General features: G+C 59.5%; 19 protein-coding genes and 1 riboswitch. Of the genes, 14 read left to right on the forward strand and 5 right to left on the reverse strand.

Features of this window, described 5'->3' with window-relative positions:
• The 5 genes from pstC to phoB all read left to right on the forward strand — a co-directional run.
• Positions 1-943, forward strand: a 943-nt coding sequence (gene pstC, locus ACOZK4_RS23635) for a phosphate ABC transporter permease subunit PstC (RefSeq protein ID WP_421594165.1), incomplete at its 5' end; no start/stop codon positions are given.
• Complete coding sequence (pstA, locus tag ACOZK4_RS23640; RefSeq protein WP_421594166.1) at positions 940-2268, forward strand: phosphate ABC transporter permease PstA; 1329 nt, start codon at positions 940-942, stop codon at positions 2266-2268. The genes pstC and pstA, both read left to right, overlap by 4 nt.
• Positions 2269-2281: 13 nt before the next feature.
• A complete protein-coding gene (pstB, locus tag ACOZK4_RS23645; RefSeq protein WP_421594167.1) occupies positions 2282-3097 on the forward strand; it encodes a phosphate ABC transporter ATP-binding protein PstB in 816 nt (271 codons plus the stop codon).
• 50 nt (positions 3098-3147) lie between these two features.
• The gene (gene phoU, locus ACOZK4_RS23650; protein WP_313531239.1) at positions 3148-3876 is read left to right on the forward strand and encodes a phosphate signaling complex protein PhoU; all 729 of its coding nucleotides are present in this window, start codon (positions 3148-3150) and stop codon (positions 3874-3876) included.
• Positions 3877-3897: 21 nt separating this feature from the next.
• Positions 3898-4581: a phosphate regulon transcriptional regulator PhoB gene (phoB, locus tag ACOZK4_RS23655; RefSeq protein ID WP_117367838.1), complete on the forward strand. Its 684-nt coding sequence runs from the start codon at positions 3898-3900 to the stop codon at positions 4579-4581.
• Between the two features lie 127 nt (positions 4582-4708).
• Here phoB and ACOZK4_RS23660 read toward each other — a convergent pair whose 3' ends face one another.
• Complete coding sequence (locus ACOZK4_RS23660; protein ID WP_421594168.1) at positions 4709-5239, reverse strand: GcrA family cell cycle regulator; 531 nt, start codon at positions 5237-5239, stop codon at positions 4709-4711.
• Between the two features lie 423 nt (positions 5240-5662).
• Between ACOZK4_RS23660 and ACOZK4_RS23665 the strand changes: the two genes are divergently transcribed.
• From ACOZK4_RS23665 to ACOZK4_RS23675, 3 genes are all read left to right on the forward strand, one after another.
• Positions 5663-6853: an aspartate aminotransferase family protein gene (locus ACOZK4_RS23665; protein WP_313531707.1), complete on the forward strand. Its 1191-nt coding sequence runs from the start codon at positions 5663-5665 to the stop codon at positions 6851-6853.
• Between the two features lie 28 nt (positions 6854-6881).
• Positions 6882-7793: an ornithine carbamoyltransferase gene (argF, locus tag ACOZK4_RS23670; RefSeq protein ID WP_313531705.1), complete on the forward strand. Its 912-nt coding sequence runs from the start codon at positions 6882-6884 to the stop codon at positions 7791-7793.
• A gap of 196 nt (positions 7794-7989) precedes the next feature.
• The gene (locus ACOZK4_RS23675) at positions 7990-8982 is read left to right on the forward strand and encodes an Hsp33 family molecular chaperone (protein ID WP_313531711.1); all 993 of its coding nucleotides are present in this window, start codon (positions 7990-7992) and stop codon (positions 8980-8982) included.
• 185 nt (positions 8983-9167) lie between these two features.
• Here the strand turns inward: ACOZK4_RS23675 and apaG are convergent, their stop codons facing one another.
• Positions 9168-9560 carry a Co2+/Mg2+ efflux protein ApaG gene (gene apaG / locus ACOZK4_RS23680; protein WP_313531702.1) on the reverse strand — a complete coding sequence of 131 codons (393 nt, stop codon included), beginning with the start codon at positions 9558-9560 and terminating at the stop codon, positions 9168-9170.
• 125 nt (positions 9561-9685) lie between these two features.
• Positions 9686-10870: an O-succinylhomoserine sulfhydrylase gene (locus ACOZK4_RS23685; protein WP_421594169.1), complete on the reverse strand. Its 1185-nt coding sequence runs from the start codon at positions 10868-10870 to the stop codon at positions 9686-9688.
• Positions 10871-10913: 43 nt separating this feature from the next.
• A riboswitch (SAM riboswitch) is annotated at positions 10914-10992 on the reverse strand.
• A 78-nt stretch (positions 10993-11070) separates the two neighbouring features.
• On the opposite strand from ACOZK4_RS23685, the gene ACOZK4_RS23690 reads away from it, so the two are divergent.
• The 6 genes from ACOZK4_RS23690 (at position 11071) to ACOZK4_RS23715 (ending at position 18309) form a co-directional block, all read left to right on the forward strand.
• Entirely contained in the window at positions 11071-12177 is a 1107-nt protein-coding gene (locus ACOZK4_RS23690) for a 2'-deoxycytidine 5'-triphosphate deaminase (protein WP_421594170.1), read from the forward strand.
• Between the two features lie 95 nt (positions 12178-12272).
• Positions 12273-13298 (forward strand): LacI family DNA-binding transcriptional regulator, encoded by a 1026-nt coding sequence (locus ACOZK4_RS23695; RefSeq protein WP_421594171.1) that lies wholly within the window; start codon positions 12273-12275, stop codon positions 13296-13298.
• A 209-nt stretch (positions 13299-13507) separates the two neighbouring features.
• Positions 13508-14299: a S1/P1 nuclease gene (locus tag ACOZK4_RS23700; RefSeq protein ID WP_421594173.1), complete on the forward strand. Its 792-nt coding sequence runs from the start codon at positions 13508-13510 to the stop codon at positions 14297-14299.
• Positions 14300-14631: 332 nt separating this feature from the next.
• Positions 14632-15585: a CatB-related O-acetyltransferase gene (locus ACOZK4_RS23705; protein WP_421594174.1), complete on the forward strand. Its 954-nt coding sequence runs from the start codon at positions 14632-14634 to the stop codon at positions 15583-15585.
• 106 nt (positions 15586-15691) lie between these two features.
• Positions 15692-16807 (forward strand): CDP-glycerol glycerophosphotransferase family protein, encoded by a 1116-nt coding sequence (locus ACOZK4_RS23710; protein WP_421594175.1) that lies wholly within the window; start codon positions 15692-15694, stop codon positions 16805-16807.
• Positions 16808-16926: 119 nt separating this feature from the next.
• Positions 16927-18309, forward strand: a complete 1383-nt coding sequence (locus ACOZK4_RS23715) for an SDR family NAD(P)-dependent oxidoreductase (protein ID WP_421594177.1) — start codon at positions 16927-16929, stop codon at positions 18307-18309.
• A gap of 762 nt (positions 18310-19071) precedes the next feature.
• Here the strand turns inward: ACOZK4_RS23715 and ACOZK4_RS23720 are convergent.
• Positions 19072-20145, reverse strand: coding sequence for an NAD-dependent epimerase/dehydratase family protein (locus tag ACOZK4_RS23720; protein ID WP_421594179.1), 1074 nt, complete (start codon positions 20143-20145; stop codon positions 19072-19074).
• Complete coding sequence (locus tag ACOZK4_RS23725; protein ID WP_421594180.1) at positions 20142-20876, reverse strand: IspD/TarI family cytidylyltransferase; 735 nt, start codon at positions 20874-20876, stop codon at positions 20142-20144. Before ACOZK4_RS23725 ends, ACOZK4_RS23720 begins: the two co-directional genes overlap by 4 nt.
• Between the last annotated feature and the right edge of the window lie 128 nt (positions 20877-21004).

The raw sequence follows: 21004 nt of genomic DNA on the forward strand, positions 1-21004 counted from the left end.
ATTCCGCGCCCGCAACCGCGTCGAAGGCATGATGCTGGTCGGTCTCATCGGCGCCTCGTCGATCGCCATCCTCACCACCGTCGGCATCGTCGCCTCGATGTTCACGGAAGCCGTGCACTTCTTCAACATGGTGCCGGCCTGGGAATTCTTCTTCGGCACGGTCTGGGATCCGCGTTTCGCCGCTGCGGGTGCCACGGCATCCGCCGGCCAGTTCGGCCTGATCCCGCTGCTTGCCGGCACGCTCTATATCGGCTTCGTCGCCATGCTGGTCGCCGTGCCGGTCGGCCTCTTCGCCGCCATCTACATGTCGGAATATGCCTCGCGGCACGTCCGCTCGGTGGCCAAGCCGCTGCTCGAAGTGCTCGCCGGCATCCCGACCATCGTTTACGGCTTCTTCGCGCTGGTGACCGTCGGCCCGTTCCTGCGCGATATCTCCGCCCAGCTGAACGGCCTCGTCACGGGCAACTATACCAACTTCATCCAGGCACAGAGCGTCCTGACCGCCGGTTTCGTCATGGGCATCATGCTGATCCCCTATGTCTCCTCGCTGTCGGACGATATCATCACCGCCGTGCCGCGCGCCCTGCGTGACGGTTCGCTCGGTCTGGGTGCCACGCGCTCTGAAACGATCAAGCGCGTCATCCTGCCCGCCGCCCTGCCGGGCATCGTCGGCGCGCTGCTGATGACCGCCTCGCGCGCCGTCGGCGAAACCATGATTGTGGTGCTTGCCGCCGGTGTTGCCGCCCGCATGCAGCTCAATCCCTTCGAGCCGATGACAACAGTGACCGTCAAGATCGTCAACCAGCTGACAGGTGACCTCGAATTCACCTCGCCTCAGACGCTGGTGGCCTTCGCCCTCGGCATTACGCTGTTCTTCATCACGCTTTGCCTGAACATCTACGCCCTTTACATCGTGCGCAAATACCGGGAGCAGTACGAATGAGCCAGGTCTCCACGAGCCCTTCGATGGCCGCCCTTGGCGTCTCCGCCAAACCCGAACGCCGCGATATCGGCCTTCGCCGCCGCTACGCCGCCGAGCGCCGCTTCCGCCTTTTCGGCATGGCAGCGATCGCCTTCGGTCTGCTCTTCCTGTTCCTTCTGTTGTTTTCGGTGGTCTCCAAGGGCTACACCGCCTTCCAGCAGTCGATGATCACCATTCCGGTGGAGTTCTCCGAACAGGTTATCGACAAGAACAACGAGCGCGCCACCAACCCGCAGAAGCTGGTCTCGGCCAACTATCCGGTCGTTGCCCGTAACGCGCTCGCCAAGGTTCTCGGCGTCGATGAAAAGGACCGTGCCGGCCTCAAGGCCGTCAACGGCATGATCTCGGACAGCGTTCGCACGCAGTTCCGCGACATGGTCGTCGCCAATCCGGCGATCATCGGCACCACGCAGACGGTGACCTTCCTCGCCCACGGCGACCTCGACTCTGCCTTCAAGGGGCAGATCGATCTCTCGGTAGCGGAAAACAACCGCAAGATCTCCGACAAGCAGGTCGGCTGGATGAACACGCTCGTCGAAAGCGGCGCGCTCTCCAAGCACTTCAACACCGGCCTCTTCGTCAACGGCGCATCGAGCCGCCCGGAAGCGGCGGGCCTCGGCGTTGCCATCGTCGGCTCGCTCTACATGATGCTGATCGTGCTCGTGCTGTCGCTGCCGATCGGCGTCGCCGCCTCGATCTACCTCGAGGAATTCGCCCCGAAGAACCGTTTCACCGACCTCATCGAGGTGAACATCAACAACCTCGCCGCCGTGCCCTCGATCGTCTACGGTCTGCTCGGTCTCGCCGTCTTCGTCAATTTCGCGGGCTTCCCGCGCTCGGCAGCCCTCGTCGGCGGCCTGGTGCTGACGCTGATGACGCTGCCGACGATCATCATCGCGACCCGCGCTGCCCTCAAGGCCGTGCCCCCGTCGATCCGCTCCGCCGCCCTCGGCCTCGGCGCATCCAAGATGCAGACCGTGTTCCACCACGTCCTGCCGCTCGCCATGCCGGGCATCCTGACAGGCACGATCATCGGTCTGGCGCATGCGCTCGGCGAAACCGCACCGCTGCTGCTCATCGGCATGGTCGCCTTCGTCGCCGACATTCCCGGAACGCCGCTGGAACCCTCCACGGCTCTGCCGGTACAGATCTACATGTGGGCGAACGAGGCCGAGCGTGCCTTCGTGGAGCGCACCTCGGGCGCCATCATGGTGCTCCTCATCTTCCTCATCCTCATGAATGTTGGCGCCATCCTGTTGCGCCGCCGTTTCGAACGGCGCTGGTAGAAGGACCGATCCTATGAACATGATGTCAGAAGCAGCAGTCGAGAAAGCGCTGGACAAGAAAATGAACGACATTTCCTACAAGATGATCGGCAAGGACGTTTCGGTCTATTACGGCGACAAGCGCGCCCTCTACGACGTCAACCTGAACGTCCGCGAAAACACCGTGACGGCGCTGATCGGCCCGTCGGGCTGCGGCAAGTCGACCTTCCTGCGCACGCTCAACCGCATGAACGACACGATCGACGGCTGCCGCGTCACCGGCCGCATCACGCTCGATGCGGACGATATCTACGATCCGAACATCGACGTCGTCGAACTGCGCGCCCGCGTCGGCATGGTCTTCCAGAAGCCGAACCCGTTCCCGAAGTCGATCTACGAAAACGTCGCCTACGGCCCGCGCATCCACGGTCTTGCCAAGTCGAAGGCCGACATGGACGCCATCGTGGAGAAGAGCCTGCAGAAGGCGGGCCTGTGGAACGAGGTGAAGGACCGCCTGCAGGAAGGCGGCACGGGCCTCTCCGGCGGCCAGCAGCAGCGCCTGTGCATCGCACGCGCCGTCGCCGTCAGCCCCGAGGTCATCCTGATGGACGAGCCCTGCTCGGCGCTCGACCCGATCGCGACGGCCAAGGTCGAGGAGCTCATCCACGAGCTGCGCGCCAACTTCACCATCGTCATCGTGACGCACTCCATGCAGCAGGCGGCCCGCGTCTCGCAGCGCACCGCCATGTTCCACCTCGGCAACCTCGTCGAGGAGAACGACACCGACAAGATGTTCACCAACCCGGATGACCAGCGCACGCAGGACTACATCATGGGCCGCTTCGGCTGACGCTTCCGTCGCTGACGCCCCTGAAACCCGAGCGCATTAAGGACAGAACGATGTCATCGACCCATATTGTTTCGATTTACGACGAAGAACTGAAGTACCTCTCCCGCCGCATCTCTGAAATGGGCGGCACGGCCGAGCAGATGGTGGCGGATTCCGTCCGCGCCCTCGTCTCTACCGACGTGGCGCTGGCCCAGAAGGTCATTTCCGAGGATGTCATCCTCGACAATGCCGAGCGCCAGATCAACGAAAAGGCGATCGTCACCATCGCCAAGCGTCAGCCGATGGCGGCGGACCTGCGCGAAATCATGGGCACGATCCGCATCGCTGCCGAACTGGAGCGCGTCGGCGACCTCGGCAAGAACACCGCCAAGCGCGTGATTGCCGTGCAGAGCTCGGGCATGCCGCGCAAGCTCGCCCGGGGCCTGGAGCATCTCGCCGAACTCGCGCTGATGCAGCTCAAGGAAGTGCTCGACGTCTTCGCCACCCGCTCGGTGGACAAGGCCAAGGCGATCCGCGAGCGTGACGACGAGATCGACGCGATCTACACCTCGCTGTTCCGCGAACTCCTGACGTACATGATGGAAGACCCGCGTAACATCACGCCCTGCACGCATCTTTTGTTCTGCGCCAAGAACATCGAGCGCATCGGCGACCACGCGACCAACATCGCCGAAACCATCTACTACATGGCGACCGGCTCCCAGCCCGAGGGCGAGCGCCCGAAGGACGACACGTCGACATCGGTCGTCGCGGCCGACATCGCCGAAGCGTCCGAGTAAGTTTGAGCAGGAACCCTGTCCATGGTGCCCAGAATAGCCGTCGTGGAAGACGAGGAGGCGCTAAGCGTTCTCCTGCGCTACAATCTCGAAGCCGAGGGTTTCGAGGTCGATACGATCCTATCGGGTGACGAGGCGGAAATGCGCTTGCAGGAGCGCATGCCCGACCTCCTCATCCTCGACTGGATGCTGCCGGGCGTTTCCGGCATCGAGCTGTGCCGGCGCCTGCGCCAGCGGCCGGAAACAGAGCGCTTGCCGATCATCATGCTGACGGCGCGCGGCGAGGAGAGCGAGCGCGTGCGTGGCCTGGCCACCGGCGCGGATGACTATGTCGTCAAGCCGTTCTCGACGCCGGAGCTGGTTGCGCGCGTGCGCGCCATGCTGCGCCGTGCCAAGCCCGAGGTCGTCTCGACGGTGCTGCGCTGCGGCGATATCGAGCTCGACCGCGAGACGCATCGCGTCCACCGTCGCACCCGCGAGGTTCGCCTCGGCCCGACGGAGTTCCGCCTCCTGGAATTCCTGATGACCTCGCCGAGCCGCGTCTTCTCGCGCTCGCAGCTGCTGGACGGTGTGTGGGGACACGACATCTATGTCGACGAGCGCACCGTCGATGTGCATGTCGGCCGCCTGCGCAAGGCGCTCAATTTCGCCAACATGCAGGACGTCATCCGCACGGTCCGCGGCGCCGGCTATTCGCTGGAAACCTGAGCGACGCAATTCCTCCCAAGGACGGAAATGGGCCCTACGGGCCTGTTTGCGTTTTTGGGCTGCCCATCCATCGCCTCAAACAAAAACGGAGCCTTTCGGCTCCGCTTTCATTTCATATCGATTGCCGTCAGCGCATCCGGCGGCGCTCGGCCGAGGGCTGGTAGGCGAGGCGCTGGTGGTAGGTGCAGTAGGGCGAATTGTCAGGGGATTCGTTGCCGCAGAAATGGAAGTCGTCGTTCAGCGGATCGCCGATCGGCCACTTGCAGGTGCGCTCGGTGAGCTGCGTCAGTTCCAGCTTGCGCGACATCGGCACTACGACATTGTTGCCGTTGGCGGGAACCGGGAGCTGTTCGGCAACGGCCTCGAATTCCGTGTCCATGTCGTCCTTGGCGATCGCTGCCGGACGGGCTGCGGTGCGCGGCGTGACGGCACGGGCCTGGAAGGTCGCGGGGCGGGGGGCCGCCGGCGCCGGGCGCTTCGGGCGGGCGGCGGTCTGCGTGCCGCCGGCCTTGGCGCGGCCAGGCAGGTTGAGCCGGTGCACCTTGCCGATAACGGCATTGCGGCTGACGCCGCCGAGTTGCGCCGCGATCTGGCTCGCGCTCAAACCCTCGGCCCAGAGCTTCTTGAGTCTTTCGACGCGCTCGTCTGTCCAGTTCATGTTTTCGTCTCCGCTCGGCGTTCGATGCGGGAATCCCTCGTCGCGTCCCGGACAGATCCGGAACCTGAACGCCTTCAACTCTTTTGGTGACTAGTTCCGCCGCATGCAGTCTAGTAATTGGTCCTTAACCTAGAGACCGGTGGACTCTGTGACAAGAGTCGCAGGAATCGGCGCGAATCGATTTCGAGGTTTTCCCCAACTTGCTGGTCGGGTGTGACTCGATGGAGACACCTTCCGCGCGTGCCGTGAATCCTCACCCTGCGGGAGGTTCAGCGTCACTCGGGGTGCGATTTTGTTGACATCCCCAGGTGAAATGCCGATAGTGCCGCATGCCGCCGAAAGGCGGCTTTTGATTTTTCTGGAGCCCGGAAAAGTCAAGTGTCAGACGTCTTTTTTCGCATCTCTTTTCGGAGGATACGCGCCATGGCCGATGCCGCGCCGCTCTATGAAACCTATATGCGTGCGCCGCTCCGGTTCACGCGCGGGGAGGGCGTCTGGCTGATCGCCGAAGATGGCGAGCGATATCTCGATTTCGCCGCCGGCGTCGCCGTCAATTCGCTGGGCCATGCGCATCCTCATCTCGTTGCCGCGCTGAAGGATCAGGCCGACAAGGTCTGGCACCTGTCCAACCTCTATGAGGTGCCCGGCCAGGAAAGCCTCGGCCGCCGGCTGACCGACGCGACCTTCGCCGACAAGGTGTTCTTCACCAATTCGGGTGCCGAAGCGCTGGAATGCGCCATCAAGACCGCGCGCCGCTATCACTTCGCCAAGGGCCATCCCGGCAAGTTCCACATCCTCACCTTCGACGGCGCCTTCCACGGCCGCACCATCGCGACGATCGCGGCCGGCGGGCAGGAAAAGTATATCGAAGGCTTCGGCCCCAAGGCGCCGGGCTTCCTGAAGCTGCCCTTCGGCGATATCGCCGCCGTCAAGGATGCGATCACCGAGGAAACCGCCGGCATTCTGATCGAGCCGGTGCAGGGCGAGGGCGGCATCCGCCCCGTATCGAAGGAATTCATGCAGGAGCTGCGCCAGCTCTGCGACGAATACGGCCTGCTGCTGATCCTCGACGAGGTCCAGTCCGGCGTCGGCCGCACGGGCCGCCTCTTTGCCCATGAATGGGCGGGCGTGACGCCCGACATCATGGCGGTCGCCAAGGGCATCGGCGGCGGTTTCCCGCTCGGCGCCTGCCTTGCCACCAACGAGGCCGCCTCAGGCATGGTCGCCGGCACGCATGGCTCGACCTATGGCGGCAATCCGCTCGCCATGGCCGTCGGCAATGCCGTGCTCGACGTCGTGCTCGAAGACGGCTTCCTCGAACATGTGCGCGACGTGGCGCTGGTCTTCCGTCAGGGCCTTGCGGCGCTGAAGGATCGTTTCCCCGAGGTCATCGAGGATGTGCGCGGCGAAGGCCTGATGCTCGGCATCAAGGCGAAAATCCCCGTCGCCGACCTCCTGAAGGCCGTGCGCGCGGAAAAACTGCTGGGCGTGCCGGCCGGCGACAATGTGCTGCGGCTCCTGCCGCCGCTCACCGTCACCGCCGAAGAGGCACGCGAAGGGCTCGCCCGCATCGAGCGCGCAGCCGAAAAGCTGACGGCGGCGAAAGCCGCCTGATCAGAGACCGGGACAGACAGGACACATCATGGCCAAGCATTTCCTCGACCTTTCCGCCGTTTCGGAAAGCGATCTCCGCGTCATCATGGACGATGCGCACAAGCGCAAGGCAGCCAACAAGGCCGGCAAGGAAGAGCGACCGCTCGCCGGCAAGATGCTCGCGATGATCTTCGAGAAGCCCTCCACCCGCACGCGCGTCTCCTTCGATGTCGGCATGCGCCAGCTTGGGGGCGAGACGCTGTTCCTGTCGGGCACGGAAATGCAGCTCGGCCGCGCCGAGACGATCGGCGACACCGCCAAGGTTCTGTCGCGCTATGTCGATGCCATCATGATCCGCACGACGGATCACAACCGTCTGCTGGAGCTTGCCGAGCACGCCACCGTTCCCGTCATCAACGCGCTGACGGACCTGACGCATCCCTGCCAGATCATGGCCGACGTCATGACCTTCGAGGAGCATCGTGGTCTGGCCAAGGGCAAGACGTTCGCCTGGACCGGCGACGGCAACAATGTGCTGCATTCCTTCGTCGAGGGCTCCGCCCGCTTCGGCTACACGATGAAGATGGCCGTGCCGATGGGCTCGGAGCCCGACGACAAGATCCTCAACTGGGCGCGCGACAATGGCGGCAACATCCTGCTCGGCCATGATCCTGATGCCATCATCGACGGCGTCGATCTCGTCGTCACCGACTGCTGGGTCTCGATGAACCAGGAACACCGCGCCCGTGGCCACAACATCTTCCAGCCCTACCAGGTCAACAAGCAGCTGATGGCGCGCGCCGACAAGGATGCGCTGTTCATGCACTGCCTGCCGGCCCATCGCGGCGAGGAGGTGACGGACGAGGTCATCGACGGCCCGCAGTCCGTGGTCTTCGACGAGGCGGAAAACCGCCTGCACGCGCAGAAGTCGATCCTCGCCTGGTGCCTCGGCGCCGTCTGAGACGCGTCTTGAAAAATCGTGCCACCCGCACGATCTAGGGGCCATCACGAAGCGCCGGAAGGCGCTTTCTCTGGCGTATGCCCGCCCGGTATGGAATGATCGGGCAAGAGCGCGCTCAAATCACGGTAGAACGCCGGTCGAAAGCAGCCGGGCCCATGGCCCGGTGGCTTCCCGGTGTGCAAGGAGCAGAACGATGATGGCTGAAAGTGCCCTGAAACTCGGTGAAGTCGGCTTTGCCGGCGACGACCATGTCCTGCCGTTCCAGGTCGAGGGCCTCGACGTGCGCGGCCGTGCCGTGCAGCTCGGCCCGATGCTCGACACCATTCTCGGCCGGCACAATTATCCCGCTCCCGTCGCGCGGCTGCTTGCCGAAGCCATCACGCTTACCGTGCTGCTCGGCACCTCGCTGAAATTCGAGGGCAAGCTGATCGTCCAGACCAAGGGCGATGGCCCGGTCGACCTGCTGGTCGCGGATTTCGCCGCACCTGAGAACGTGCGCGCCTATGCCCGCTTCGATCAGGACGCGCTCGACGCCGCAATCGCGGCCGGCGCCACGGAGCCGCATGAGCTGCTCGGCAAGGGCATCCTCGCCTTCACCATCGACCAGGGCGCGCATACGCAGCGCTACCAGGGCATCGTTCCGCTCGACGGCCACACACTCGAAGAGATCGCCGGCGTCTATTTCCGCCAGTCGGAGCAGATTCCGACCAAGGTGCGGCTGGGTGTCGCCGAACTCTACGACCGCGACGAGGCCGGCAAATCCCGCCATCGCTGGCGGGCCGGCGGCATGGTCGCGCAGTTCCTGCCACAGGCACCGGAACGCATGCGCCAATCGGACCTTCCGGGCGGTGACGGTGATGAGGCCGGCCACAAGATCGCCGAGGACGACAACTGGGCCGAAGCGAAAGCCATGGTCGAGACGATCGACGCCGACGAGTTGACGGATCCCAATGTCGGCACCGAACGGCTGCTGTTCCGTCTCTTCCATGAGCGCGGCGTGCGCGTTTACGAACCGCAGCAGGTCTTCGACCGTTGTTCCTGCTCGCGTGAGAAGCTGAAGGGCGTGCTTGCCGGCCTCAGCGCCGACGACATCGCGCACACGGCCGACGACAAGGGCGAGATTGCGGTGACCTGTGAGTTCTGCTCGACGACCTACCGCTTCGAAGCGGCGGAGGTTTTGCCGCAGTAAGGCGGTGCACGCCCCTCATCCGGCTGCCGCCATCTTCTCCCCGCAGGCGGGGAGAAGGGAGGGATGGAAGATCCCGCCTTGCGTCCACGAAAGTGATTTCAGGAAAACAGTCCGACTGAGTCCCTTCGCCCCGACTGCGGGGAGAAGGTGGCCGGGAGGCCGGATGAGGGGCAATCGCTCACCGCTCAATTCAGCGTGCGCGACTGCCCCGGCGTATCCAGCGAAAAGGCGGGAATGGCGACGTCGAAGGCCTCGCCGTTTTCCGCTTCCATGCGGTAGCGGCCGAACATGATGCCGGACGGCGTTTCCAGCGGGCAGCCGGAGGAGTATTCGTAGGTATCGCCGGGGCGCAGCACCGGCTGCTCGCCGATGACGCCGGGGCCGTTGACCTCGTCCACCTGGCCGTTCTGGTCGGTGATGTTCCAGTAGCGTGTCACGAGCCGCACGGCGATGGCGGAATGATTTGAAATGACGACCCTGTATCCCCAGACATAACGGCTGTCGTCGGGATCGGACTGATCGGCCAGATAATACGGCTCTACGGTCACTTCGATGTCGCGGGTCAGCGCACGATACATAGGCAAGCCTTGAACTGATTAGGTCCTGCTATTGTACAGGATTATGGTTTCGTCAAGGATAAGCAAAGAAGGCACCGGCTTTGTCGGCCGGTGCCTCCGCATTTGTCCGTTCTGTGTGGGCGAAATCAGGCCTGGACCTTGGAAAGCGCGCGGGCGAAATCTTCGAGCAGGTCTTCGCTGTCCTCGATGCCGGCCGAGAAGCGCACGGTGCCGGCGGAGATGCCAAGCTCGGTGCGGGCTTCGTCCGTCAGGTTCTTGTGCGTCGTCGTCGCCGGATGCGTGATCAGGCTCTTGGCGTCGCCGAGATTGTTGGAGATCTTCACGACTTCCAACGCATCCTGCAGCGTAAACGCGGCTTCCTTGCCACCCTTCATCTCGAAGCAGACGAGCGTCGAGCCGCCCGTCATCTGTTTGGCGATGATATCGGCCTGCGGGTGGTCCTTGCGGCCGGGATAGATCACGCGGGCGATCTGCTTCTGGTCGGCAAGGAAGTCGGCGATGCGGCTCGCATTCTCCGTCTGCTGCTTGACACGCAACGGAAGCGTCTCGATCCCCTTCAGCAGCGTCCAGGCATTGAACGGCGACATGGCCGGGCCGGTGTGGCGGAAGTAATCGTGCAGGTTCTCGTCGATCCACTGCTTGTCTGAAAGCACGACGCCGCCGAGGCAACGGCCCTGGCCGTCGATATGCTTGGTGGCGGAATAGACGACGATATGCGCGCCCAGTTCCAGCGGCTTCTGAAAGAGCGGCGTCGCAAACACGTTGTCGACGACGACCTTGGCGCCGATCTGGTTGGCGAGCTTGGCGACGCCTGCGATATCGATCACTTCGAGCGTCGGGTTGGTCGGGCTTTCCAGGAAGAAGACCTTGGTGTTCTTCTGGATCGCGCCTTCCCAGTTGGCGAGGTCGCGGCCGTCGATCAGCGTGCATTCGATGCCGTATTTCGGCGCGAGCGTCTCGACCACCCAGCGGCAGGAGCCGAAGAGCGCGCGGGCGGCGACGATATGGTCGCCGGCTTTCAACTGGCAGAGGATCGCGGCGGAGACGGCGGCCATGCCGGAAGCGGTGGCGCGCGCATCCTCGGCGCCTTCCAGCATGCACATGCGCTTTTCGAACATGTCGTTGGTCGGGCTGCCGTAGCGGGCGTAGATGAAACCATCCGTCTCGCCCTTGAAGCGGGCTTCGGCCGCCGCAGAGGTATCATAGACAAAGCCCTGCGTGAGGAAGATGGCTTCGGCGGTTTCGCCGTGCTGGGAGCGGGTGGTTCCGCCGTGAACGAGTTGGGTGGCCGGGCGCCAGGACTTGCTCATGTGATCGTCGCCTTCAAACAAAAAAACCGGCCGCAAAAGCAGGCCGGTTTTGAACCCGGCCTTTTTAGCTACTTGTTTAACGTGGCTGCAAGCCGGCCGGCCAAATCACCACGGGATAATCTGCTAATACTGCGCGCCCGCGCTTGCGTCAATTGCCGGCATTTGGTTTTGTGCGAGCCCTCTGACAGGACGGGATTATCATGGCTTCTGCGACGCGCAGCACGGGCATTCTGGCGGACAACGCCATCAGCGGCTTGTTCGACAGCGGGCGGCTGAAAAGCGAGGCCGCGCTCGACAAGGACCAGATCCAGCCCGCAAGCCTCGACCTGCGCCTGGGCGCCAAGGCGTTTCGCGTGCGCGCCAGCTTCCTGCCGGGGCCGTCCCATCTCGTCGCCGACAAGCTCGACCGGCTGCAGCTGCACGTCATCGATCTCTCCGAAGGTGCCGTGCTGGAAACCGGCTGCGTCTATATCGTGCCGCTGATGGAAAGCCTCGACCTGCCGGCGGACCTTGCCGCCTCCGCAAACCCGAAGAGCTCCACCGGCCGCCTCGATATCTTCACCCGCGTCATCACCGATCGCGCGCAGGAATTCGACAAGATCCCGGCCGGCTATTCCGGTCCGCTCTATCTCGAAATCTCGCCGCGCACCTTCCCCATCGTCGTGCGCCGCGGTTCGCGCCTGTCGCAGATCCGCTTCCGCAGGGGCAAGGCCCTGCTCAATGAAAGCGAGCTGCTGGCGCTCCATGGGTCCGATACGCTCGTCGCCAGCGAGACGCCGAACGTCTCGGGCGGCGGCATCGCGCTCTCCATCGACCTCAAGGGCACCGGCCCGCACGGCCTGATCGGCTATCGCGGCAAGCACCACACCTCCGTGGTCGATGTCGACCGTAAGAACCAGCACGACATCTTCGATTTCTGGGAGCCGCTGTTCAGCCGCGGCCGCAATGAGCTCATCCTCGATCCCGACGAGTTCTATATCCTCGTCTCGCGCGAGGCCGTGCATGTGCCGCCGCTTTATGCCGCCGAGATGACGCCTTTCGATCCGTTGGTCGGCGAGTTCCGCGTGCATTATGCGGGCTTCTTCGATCCCGGCTTCGGCCATGCACCGGCCGGCGGCTCGGGCAGCCGCGCGGTGCTGGAAGTGCGCAGCCACGAGGTACCGTTCATCCTGGAGCATGGCCAGATCGTCGGCCGCCTCGTCTATGAGCACATGCTCGAGGCGCCGAAAGGGCTCTACGGTTCCGGCCTCGGCTCGAACTACCAGGCGCAGGGCCTGAAGCTCTCCAAGCATTTCCGCGCGGGCTGAACCCCGGCGCCGGGCGCTTTACAAGCAGGTTAAACGTTTTTATTGTGCGGTGAGCCGTGCTTCTTTTGCGGCGCCACGGCCAAGACGGGCTTTCCATGTCAAGACCCACGATCAAGACCATCGCGCAGGAAACCGGCCTTTCGATCGCCACCGTATCGAAGGCGCTGAACGACAGCCCGCAGGTGCGGCCGGAAACCCGCGCCGTCGTCGTGGCGGCCGCCGAGCGCGTCGGCTACCAGCTCAATATGCATGGCGTGCAGCTGCGCACGGGAAAAACCTATCAGGTCGCCGCCATCATGACGGCGCCCGGCCCCAAGCAGAACGAGTGGGAAGGCGTCGAATATGCCCAGCTGCTCAGCGGCATTTCCTGGGCGCTGGAGGATAGTCCCTATCGTGTCTCGCTCTATGCGGTGCGTTCTTTCGAGGAGAGCATCGCCACGATCCGCCAGATCGTCTCTCTGAAAAAGGCCGACGGCATCATCGTGTCGGGAACCCATGCCGGCGATCCGCGCGTGCGCCTTATGCAGGAAGCGGACTTCCCCTTCGTCACCTATGGCACGACGATCCACAACGCCCCGCACGCCTATGTCGATGCCGACAACGAGCAGATGATCCGCCTGTCGGTGGCGCGCCTCGCCGAACGCGGCCACAGCCGCATCGCGCTGATCAACCCGATGGCGGACCTCACCTATGCGCTGACCCGGCTGGAAGCCTATCGCGAGGCTCTCGACATCGCCGGCCTGACCTTCGATCCGGCGCTCACCGCCCACGGCCATCTCACCCCCGCCTTCGGCCGCGAAAACGTGCTGCACATGTCGAGCTTTTCAAATCCGCCGACCGCCTATATCTGCGCCAACGAAGCCTCCGCTCTCGGCGCCTTCTCCGGCTTCCACGCCCGCGGCCTCGTGCACGGCCGCGACGCCGTGATCAACGCGACCGACGACCTTAATGTCAGCCAATATTTCGCCCCGCCCATCACCACCTATTTCCTGCCGATCCACGAACCGAGCGAAATGCTCGGCCGCTATATCCTGCGCCGGATGGAGGGCGAGGCGCCGGAAGAGCTCCAGACGCTGATCATGCCGAAGCTGATCGAGCGTTCGGATGATCGGCTGGCGTGAAACGTTGTGTCCATCTCTGGCCGAATAAACAGTCCCGTCGGAGAAGCTTTTTAGGTCGGCAGCCACGCAGCGGGCGCTAGCCGTCATGGGTAAAGTTGTCCCTGTCTTTTCCGCAAAATGGTGATTCATAACCCGATGAAGCCGGCCATTGTTCCGGCGCAATCGCGCTGGAAAAAAGCTTAGGTTTTGTCAAGAAGGTCAGCGCCGAAATGCGTATTATCCTGAAAATTCTCACGGTTTTTCTTATGGTCGCCTGTTCGCCTTTACATGCCCTTGCGTGGGGCAGGGAAGGACACAAAGTCGTTGCTCTTATCGCCGAAAGCCGACTGACGCCCGCAGCCCGCGCGGAGGTGCAGCGCCTACTGGCGAGTGAAGGCTCTTCCTCTCTTGCTGATGTCGCCCTTTGGGCTGACGAGATTAAATCTGTTAAGGCGCTACGGCAGCCGTCGCATGGCGTCAATCTTCCTCTCGACAGCAGTCCATATGACCCAAAACGTGATTGTGGTCACAAAATATGCGTGATCGAAGCCATCGAAAGGCTGCAGCCAACTCTTGCCGACAAGAGGCTCCCGATCTCTGCGCGAATGATGGCTCTTAAATATCTAGTCCATCTGGTCGGTGATATTCATCAGCCTCTGCATGCTACGGTCATCGCCAGCTATCGGACGATTGTCTTCAACGGTGTAAGCCAGCGTCTGCACAAGGTTTGGGATTCGGGCATCATTGGTGCATACAAGCGCAAGCCAAACTTTATGGCCTTGGACATAGAGGCTACCCACCGACGCCCCGTGCACTACGGGACACCCTTGATGTGGGTACTAGAGAGCCGCGATATTGCACGGGACACCATTTTTCCTGCAGTGCCTGCCAACAGTGTTCTTCCCCCTGACTATGCGATTCGGAACTGGGACCTTGTTGAGGAGCGGCTTCACGAAGCCGGGTGGCGTCTTGCGATGATGCTGAACATGGCGTTGGATCCCGGAAGTGCCGTAGTTCGATAGAGCGAGCTTCACGTTGGCGAAATGGCTGCGATGGGCACGAACGAGAAGGCCGGGCTGAGACAAACGAGATCAAGTAAATGAACCACGCGATCTGAGTTCATCGCCATCCCTTATACCCGATTAACTCATCGTCGATCCGATCCAGCGAATACCCTGTCGCTGCCGAATGAAAGATCTGTGGCGGGTTATTCGGAGTTGACTTGATGTTGAGCATTGGAGATGTCATGGGAATCCCATGCGTGGAAACATGGCGATACTCATAGTGCGCTGTATGTCATCCAGGATGACCCTGATGGGACGGGGTACTCGCCTGGCGATACGTCTTGCTACGCTTGGGAATTGATCCCATTGATGAGCTGCTTAGGGTGTATTCCTCTGTTTTCGGCGAATTTGAAGCGATGGCGGCACTCTTGATAGCGTGCCGAACAGCCACGCCAGTGCAGAGCAGGGGTAAGCAAGAGGTTGAAAAGGGTATGGGCGCTCTCAGAGACTGGAAGCAGGTTTTTCCAAATTCACGATTCGAAGGTCCGGTAACGCTTGGTCAGGCAGAGTTGCTCGGAACATGTTCAATAGGGGCGTTCAGCTACGTGGAAGGGGTTGCCCATCTTCACAATACAGACGTAGGACGCTTTTGTTCGATCGCTCGTGGGGTCGTTGCTGGTCCGGGGGAACACCCGATCGAGAATATGAGCACCCATCTTTTCACCTACAGTGCCGGCACGAAATTTTCATTCTGTCCTGAGATGGATAATTTCAGGACCAAGAGCGCCTTTAAACGAAATCGCCAACGAACAACCATCGGGAACGATGTCTGGATCGGAGCAGGCGCGTTCGTCCGCCGTGGCGTTACCGTTTCAGACGGGGCAGTAATCGGCGCTCATGCGCTGGTTCTAGAGGATGTCGAACCCTATGCAATTGTGGTGGGCACGCCTGCCAAGAGAACGCGTTATCGCTTCGATGAGGCCACACGGGCTCGTTTGCTGCGGGTGAAATGGTGGAATTATTATCTTGATCGCTCGGTCGTTGGAAACCTTGACTACCGCAACGTTGACCAAACGCTTGACATGATCGAGGCGCAGATAGCTGCTGGCACATTACCGGATCTGGAGGCTGTCATCGAGGCGCATGATCACAGACTGAAGCTTTCGGCTGATAGCGGTAAGCCTGACGGTAAAAGAAACCTTAAAGGTTGGATTGTCGCGTGGCTAAGGTCTGCCATTCTTGGTTTTCCCGCTAGTGACGAAGAACTTATCCAACTCCGCCGACTTTTGAAACAAAAACGTTGAGCCTGCACCCAGTAGCACTCGACAGAAAGCCTCTTGAATGAAACGGCCTCGTTTTTTGGAATCCGGACCGATTGTGAATTTCCTTAGGTATCTGTTACCTAAGAGTATGTCTCTTGATTTGCTTTGGCCACGCCCCAACGATTACCGTGCCATTGTTTATTTTGGTGACGCCACCGCGGGAGCCGAGCACATCTACAGGCAGTGGGTCGATGTTTTCGAAGAATCTGGCATTCCCTATTTCGCATTGTTTCGCCAGAAGAGCATGTTCGACTTTGCTCGCCGTGATCGGCCCGAAGCTGCAGTGGCATTTGCAAGAAACGGCCCGGCTCTTGCGGAGATAATCAAAAATTATCCCAAGCTTCAGGTCGCCTTTCACACCGGCAATCCTGGCAATATAGCCCAAATGATGCAATATCATCACTTCAAGCACGTTTTTATCGGCCACGGTGACTCTGACAAGGCGACCAGCTCCAGTCGTATGTTCAGGCTCTACGATGAAGTCTGGGTCGCTGGTCAGGCGCACGCAGACCGGCTTAACGGTGTCCTGCCCGATGACATCTCGCTCGTGATCGTCGGCCGCCCGCAGGTTGCGTCTTCTTTTGCGCAAGAGCGTGACTCCGAAATCAACCTAGAACCGGCATTTGCATATCTACCAACATGGGAAGGGTCGCGAGAGGAAATCAACTACGCGTCAGTGCCGATGACGGAAGCAATTGCCGGTAGCGTTGCCGAGATCGGCGGCGTGATGCGGGTGAAATTTCATCCGAGTAACGGCGCGCGCCTCAAAAAATTCCGCGACCTTGAAACCAAGCTCATCAAATCTCCCCTGTTCAGCGAGGGCCGTAACGAGGTCGTGCAACGGAAATTCCCCGCTCCTTCATTGATGGATGCATGCGACTATTGCATCACTGACGTGTCGAGCATTATTTCGGATTGGATTGTGAGAGATCGGCCGATCTTCGTATATAAGCCCGTCAACGTGGTTCTTTCGCAGAGTGCATTTCCGCTAGAATCGTATTGCTACACGTTCCGCACCATTGAAGAGTTGCAGGGTAACTTTAAGCGCGTGATCCTCGACAAGGACGACTACAAAGCAGAAGAGCGCACGAAAGCTTCCAACTACCTCGTTTCTCGAACGGCGACGATGTCGAACGAGTTCGCACGGCGCGCTCAATATCTCAGTTCAGACGAAGCCAACATGCCTTTGAAGTACGTGGAATGAAGCCGCCGCTCGATGCGTATCGTATTCCTCTTGTGAAATGAAAATGCGCTTGATTGTAGCATCGTTTTTGCCACAAAGGGTCCTACAGTATCAAATTCCGTCCTATTGAGAGGGCTCACATGAAAACGGTTGGCGTCATTTTGGCGAGCGGTTCGGGTTTGCGTTTCGGCGGCAGCACGCCCAAGCAATACATCAAGCTCGCGGGCAAAATGATCATCGAGCACACTGTTGATGCGTTCGAGAGGAGCAAGTGGATTGATGAGGTGATTGTCGTCGCTCACCCCGATTTCATTGAGCAGGCATGGCACTTGGTCAATGTGAATGGATGGAGCAAGGTCCAGAAAGTCGTCGTGGGCGGCAAGGACCGCATGGATTCCACGCATTCCGCCATCAATGCGATTTCCGGATATCCTGATGACACCAAGGTCATTATTCATGACGCTGTAAGGCCATTTATAAGTGATGAAATTCTCTCCCGCTGCCATTCCGTGTTGAACGATTTTTCGGCGGCGGATGTTGTGATTCCTTCAGCCGATACGATTGTCTCCATACATGACAACGGGTGTTTGTCGAATATCCCGGCTAGAAGCACCATGCGTCGCGGGCAGACACCGCAGGCCTTCAGGCTCGACACAATCAGCCTTGCATATAAGAAGGCATTTCAGGCCGGGATGCGTGATTTTACATGCGATTGCGGCGTGGTGCGCGCAATGCTTCCTCATATGGCCATAGCAACGGTTGCAGGCGACGAAAGCAACATCAAGATAACGACGCCTTTGGACTTGTTCTTGGCGGAGAAGATCATGCAATCCCGCGCGACTGCGCTGGCAGATGAAGCGGATTTGAGTCAGCTTGCCGGAAAGCGCATTGTCGTGTTCGGTGGCAGCAGTGGGATCGGAAAAGCAATCAGGGATTTGGCGCTCGTCAATGGAGCCGACGCTGTTATTGCCAGTCGCTCGGTAAATTCCGTGAACGTTGCCGATCTCTCGTCCGTGAACGGCTTCCTGCAAGAAGTGGCAAGTGATGGTCGCCCTATCGACGCCATTATCAATACGGCCGGTATACTCGTTAAGCGTCCATTCTCCCAGATGGACGAGCAGCAGATCAATGAAGTGATCGCCACGAATTACCACGGAGCGATCAATGTTGCTTCGGCATCTCGGAATACATTATTGAAATCAAGAGGTGTATTGATCAACTTTACCTCCAGCTCTTATACGAGAGGCCGTGCGTTCTATGCGGTATACTCGTCGACAAAGTGTGCGGTCGTGAACTTGACTCAAGCCCTTGCAGAGGAATGGCATGAGGATGGCATTCGCGTTCACTGCATCAATCCGGAGCGGACGAGAACACCAATGCGAACGTCGAATTTTGGCAACGAGGATCCGATGTCTCTCCTTGATCCAGAGACGGTCGCGCGCACCACTTTGCAGACGATTTCCGTGGATGGAACAGGAATGATTATCGATGTTCGGCGTCCTGCTAGTTTAAATCGGGCCTAAAGCACTTCCGGTTTGACATATCCTGGGCCATGCCCCCATAAACGGGGTACCGGATTACTGATTGTCTCGACCGATCAAATCCAGCGCTACATCGAAGGATGGCGCTATCGGTCTGAGGCTTTCTTTCAGGTCGACGTTGGTCATGTCGAAGGCGACGAGGGGATATGGCGCATTTTCCCGCAAGTCGAATGCCTCCGCACCGCAACACGTCGCTACTGCCGCGAATACAACAACCCAAAACCGCCGGAGCGAACTCAAAACTGGATGAAACTTGGGGGCAAGGTCATCTGCTGCCGACATGGCACCAGCGGCTGACGCGCTTATGCACTGCCTTACATTTTCTGGCCGATTCCTACGGCCGCCCGATCCGGTTGAACCTGACCGAAGGCCAAGCCCAGGATTGTCGGTGAAGGTCGGTCGGCGGTCGACACGTATGGATCAGCGCAGGTCAGATATTGCCCGCCGACCTGACCTATGACAGCGACTGGCTTTGTGACAGTCTCTCCGCCAGTGGCGCGGTGGCCAACATCCGCCCGATGCGTGAAAGTGTTCCCCGCTTTCGACATCATCTCTATCGAAGGCGCAGCCGCCTCGAACGCTTCTTCAGTAAGATCAAACTCTTCCGAACTGTTGCAACCCGATAAGACAAACGCGATGACAAATTCCTCGCATCCATCCAAATCACTGCACTTCGTATATGACTGCTAACTTATCAGCCGCTGACCTAGCCCAAAACGCCCCAGTTTGAGGACTTCAAGTCGCTTAGCTTTCTTCTGCCTCCAAAAAGGAGACCAGGCGCTTATACATATGCGGCAAATCCATTTTAGCGTGCCATCCCAACGCTTCGATCTTCGTTGTATCAAGGTTCAGTTTCACAGTGGGGGCATAACCCATCTGCGACAAATCCGCAGGGATGTTTACAATCACTTTAATGGGCTTAACTGCACAGTTTTCCGCAACAAAATTCGCCATTTCACGAATGCTGATATATGTCCGGCTGTTTGCTACGTTGTATGATTCCCCACTGGCGCCTTTGAGCAATATAGTCAACAAGCCAGTCACCGCATCCGTCGTATAAAGATAGTCCCGCTTTGTTTCGCCCAGTGTATGCAAAACAATGTCCTTACCCCGTCTTGCATTGTTGCAAAATTGTGCAAACACTCGATTGTCGGACGGAGAGATGCCGGGACCAAAAGTCAGCGTCAATCGTGCTGTCTTGACGGGGACCGCATATTGGCTGAAATAGGCATAGCATAATGTTTCCGCAGCTCGCTTGCCCTCTGAATAACTGCTGCGTGCCGCCAAGGGGTTTAAATACCCAAGGTCATCTTCAGAAATGTTCTCCTTATCTTCAAAGCTACCATAGATTTCCATCGAAGAAAGATAGACCATGGAGGAAACGTTCTTCTTCCGAGCAAATTCTAATAAATTGCTGCTACTCCACAATGTCGTCTTAAAAACATCTACCGGAGTCTCGACAAACAATCTGGATTGCGTCACGCTGGCGGCGTGAATAATGTAGTCGATATCTTCGGAAATATTGATTTCCTCAGTGATATTCGCTTCATGGAATGCTATTCTATCAATATCGATATAGGCGGCGAATGCCTTAGCGGCTCTTTGTTTATCGCGAACCAAAGCGATGACCTTAGTCTGGTTGTCATGCACATGGTTGGCATGCAGAATCGCTTTGGCAACCAAGCCGCCGATAAGGCCGGTCACCCCTGTTATAAGGAGAGTCTTGCCCTTGAGGGCATGCCACGGAATGGAAGTATCGTGCGCGATAATGTCAAGGTCTTCTCGCAGAACAGGATTTTCGGCATCGAAAGTCTTCATGGCGTATCACTCAAACCGTAAATTTGGGAGTTTTCTTTTGAATCCAGAATTGCCCGGAAAATATAGAAATCCAGCGCTGTCGTAATCTTGATGTTGGTGCTTTCACAAGCCACCGCATAGAGCGGCTTGCCATATCTTTGCATCAGCGTGGCGGAATCTGTCATTCCTTGCCATCCTTCGGCGATGGCTTTTTCGTGGGCCGAAAGAATATCCTTTAAATAGAAGCTTTGCGGGGCCTTCGCCACTTGGCAGCGGCCCCTGTCCAGAATTTCACCAACGAAATGATCGTCGCCACTTTCCAGCACAATCGTTTCGATTGCTTCCGCCACCGTGATGGCACTGCCATTAGTCAGAACGGAGTTGATATTGTCCGATACCACTTTCTCATTGATGAGCGGTCTGACGCCGTCGTGGATCAGTACAACGGATTCGGGCGGATAGATTTCGGCAATCTTCTGCAGCCCATGATGTATCGACTCCTGTCCGGAGCGTCCGCCCGGGACGATGGCCGACACCTTACGCAGATTGAACTTCTGCAGCAATTGCTGAAGGTATGGTATCCACTCTGCGAGGCAGACCACCACAATGCCATGAATATCTGCGTGCTTCTCAAAATGTTCCAGTGTGTAGATGATGATGGGTTTGCCATGCAATTCCAGAAACTGCTTTGGCCTGGTGCGAGAGTTCATCCGCTGCCCCGTGCCGCCTGCGAAGACCAATGCTGTATTCATTTCTGCACCTCTTTCATGCTTTGAGTGCTTGAACTCCTGATAGCAGACCGTTTAACACGCTGGAACTCCAGCATGTCGTCATAGATACGTTTGCAACTGTTCAGGTCATTGAACGCAAAAAAATCGTT

It is taken from the genome of Shinella sp. M27 (assembly GCF_049199905.1).
GTDB lineage: Bacteria > Pseudomonadota > Alphaproteobacteria > Rhizobiales > Rhizobiaceae > Shinella.

Bases quoted from the DNA above. Each gene is read 5' to 3' on its own strand.
- pstA (WP_421594166.1), top strand. From the start codon at position 940: ATGAGCCAGGTCTCCACGAGCCCTTCGATGGCCGCCCTTGGCGTCTCC.
- pstB (WP_421594167.1), top strand. From the start codon at position 2,282: ATGAACATGATGTCAGAAGCAGCAGTCGAGAAAGCGCTGGACAAGAAA.
- phoU (WP_313531239.1), top strand. From the start codon at position 3,148: ATGTCATCGACCCATATTGTTTCGATTTACGACGAAGAACTGAAGTAC.
- phoB (WP_117367838.1), top strand. From the start codon at position 3,898: ATGGTGCCCAGAATAGCCGTCGTGGAAGACGAGGAGGCGCTAAGCGTT.
- ACOZK4_RS23660 (WP_421594168.1), bottom strand. From the start codon at position 5,239: ATGAACTGGACAGACGAGCGCGTCGAAAGACTCAAGAAGCTCTGGGCC.
- ACOZK4_RS23665 (WP_313531707.1), top strand. From the start codon at position 5,663: ATGGCCGATGCCGCGCCGCTCTATGAAACCTATATGCGTGCGCCGCTC.
- argF (WP_313531705.1), top strand. From the start codon at position 6,882: ATGGCCAAGCATTTCCTCGACCTTTCCGCCGTTTCGGAAAGCGATCTC.
- ACOZK4_RS23675 (WP_313531711.1), top strand. From the start codon at position 7,990: ATGGCTGAAAGTGCCCTGAAACTCGGTGAAGTCGGCTTTGCCGGCGAC.
- apaG (WP_313531702.1), bottom strand. From the start codon at position 9,560: ATGTATCGTGCGCTGACCCGCGACATCGAAGTGACCGTAGAGCCGTAT.
- ACOZK4_RS23685 (WP_421594169.1), bottom strand. From the start codon at position 10,870: ATGAGCAAGTCCTGGCGCCCGGCCACCCAACTCGTTCACGGCGGAACC.
- ACOZK4_RS23690 (WP_421594170.1), top strand. From the start codon at position 11,071: ATGGCTTCTGCGACGCGCAGCACGGGCATTCTGGCGGACAACGCCATC.
- ACOZK4_RS23695 (WP_421594171.1), top strand. From the start codon at position 12,273: ATGTCAAGACCCACGATCAAGACCATCGCGCAGGAAACCGGCCTTTCG.
- ACOZK4_RS23700 (WP_421594173.1), top strand. From the start codon at position 13,508: ATGCGTATTATCCTGAAAATTCTCACGGTTTTTCTTATGGTCGCCTGT.
- ACOZK4_RS23710 (WP_421594175.1), top strand. From the start codon at position 15,692: ATGTCTCTTGATTTGCTTTGGCCACGCCCCAACGATTACCGTGCCATT.
- ACOZK4_RS23715 (WP_421594177.1), top strand. From the start codon at position 16,927: ATGAAAACGGTTGGCGTCATTTTGGCGAGCGGTTCGGGTTTGCGTTTC.
- ACOZK4_RS23720 (WP_421594179.1), bottom strand. From the start codon at position 20,145: ATGAAGACTTTCGATGCCGAAAATCCTGTTCTGCGAGAAGACCTTGAC.
- ACOZK4_RS23725 (WP_421594180.1), bottom strand. From the start codon at position 20,876: ATGAATACAGCATTGGTCTTCGCAGGCGGCACGGGGCAGCGGATGAAC.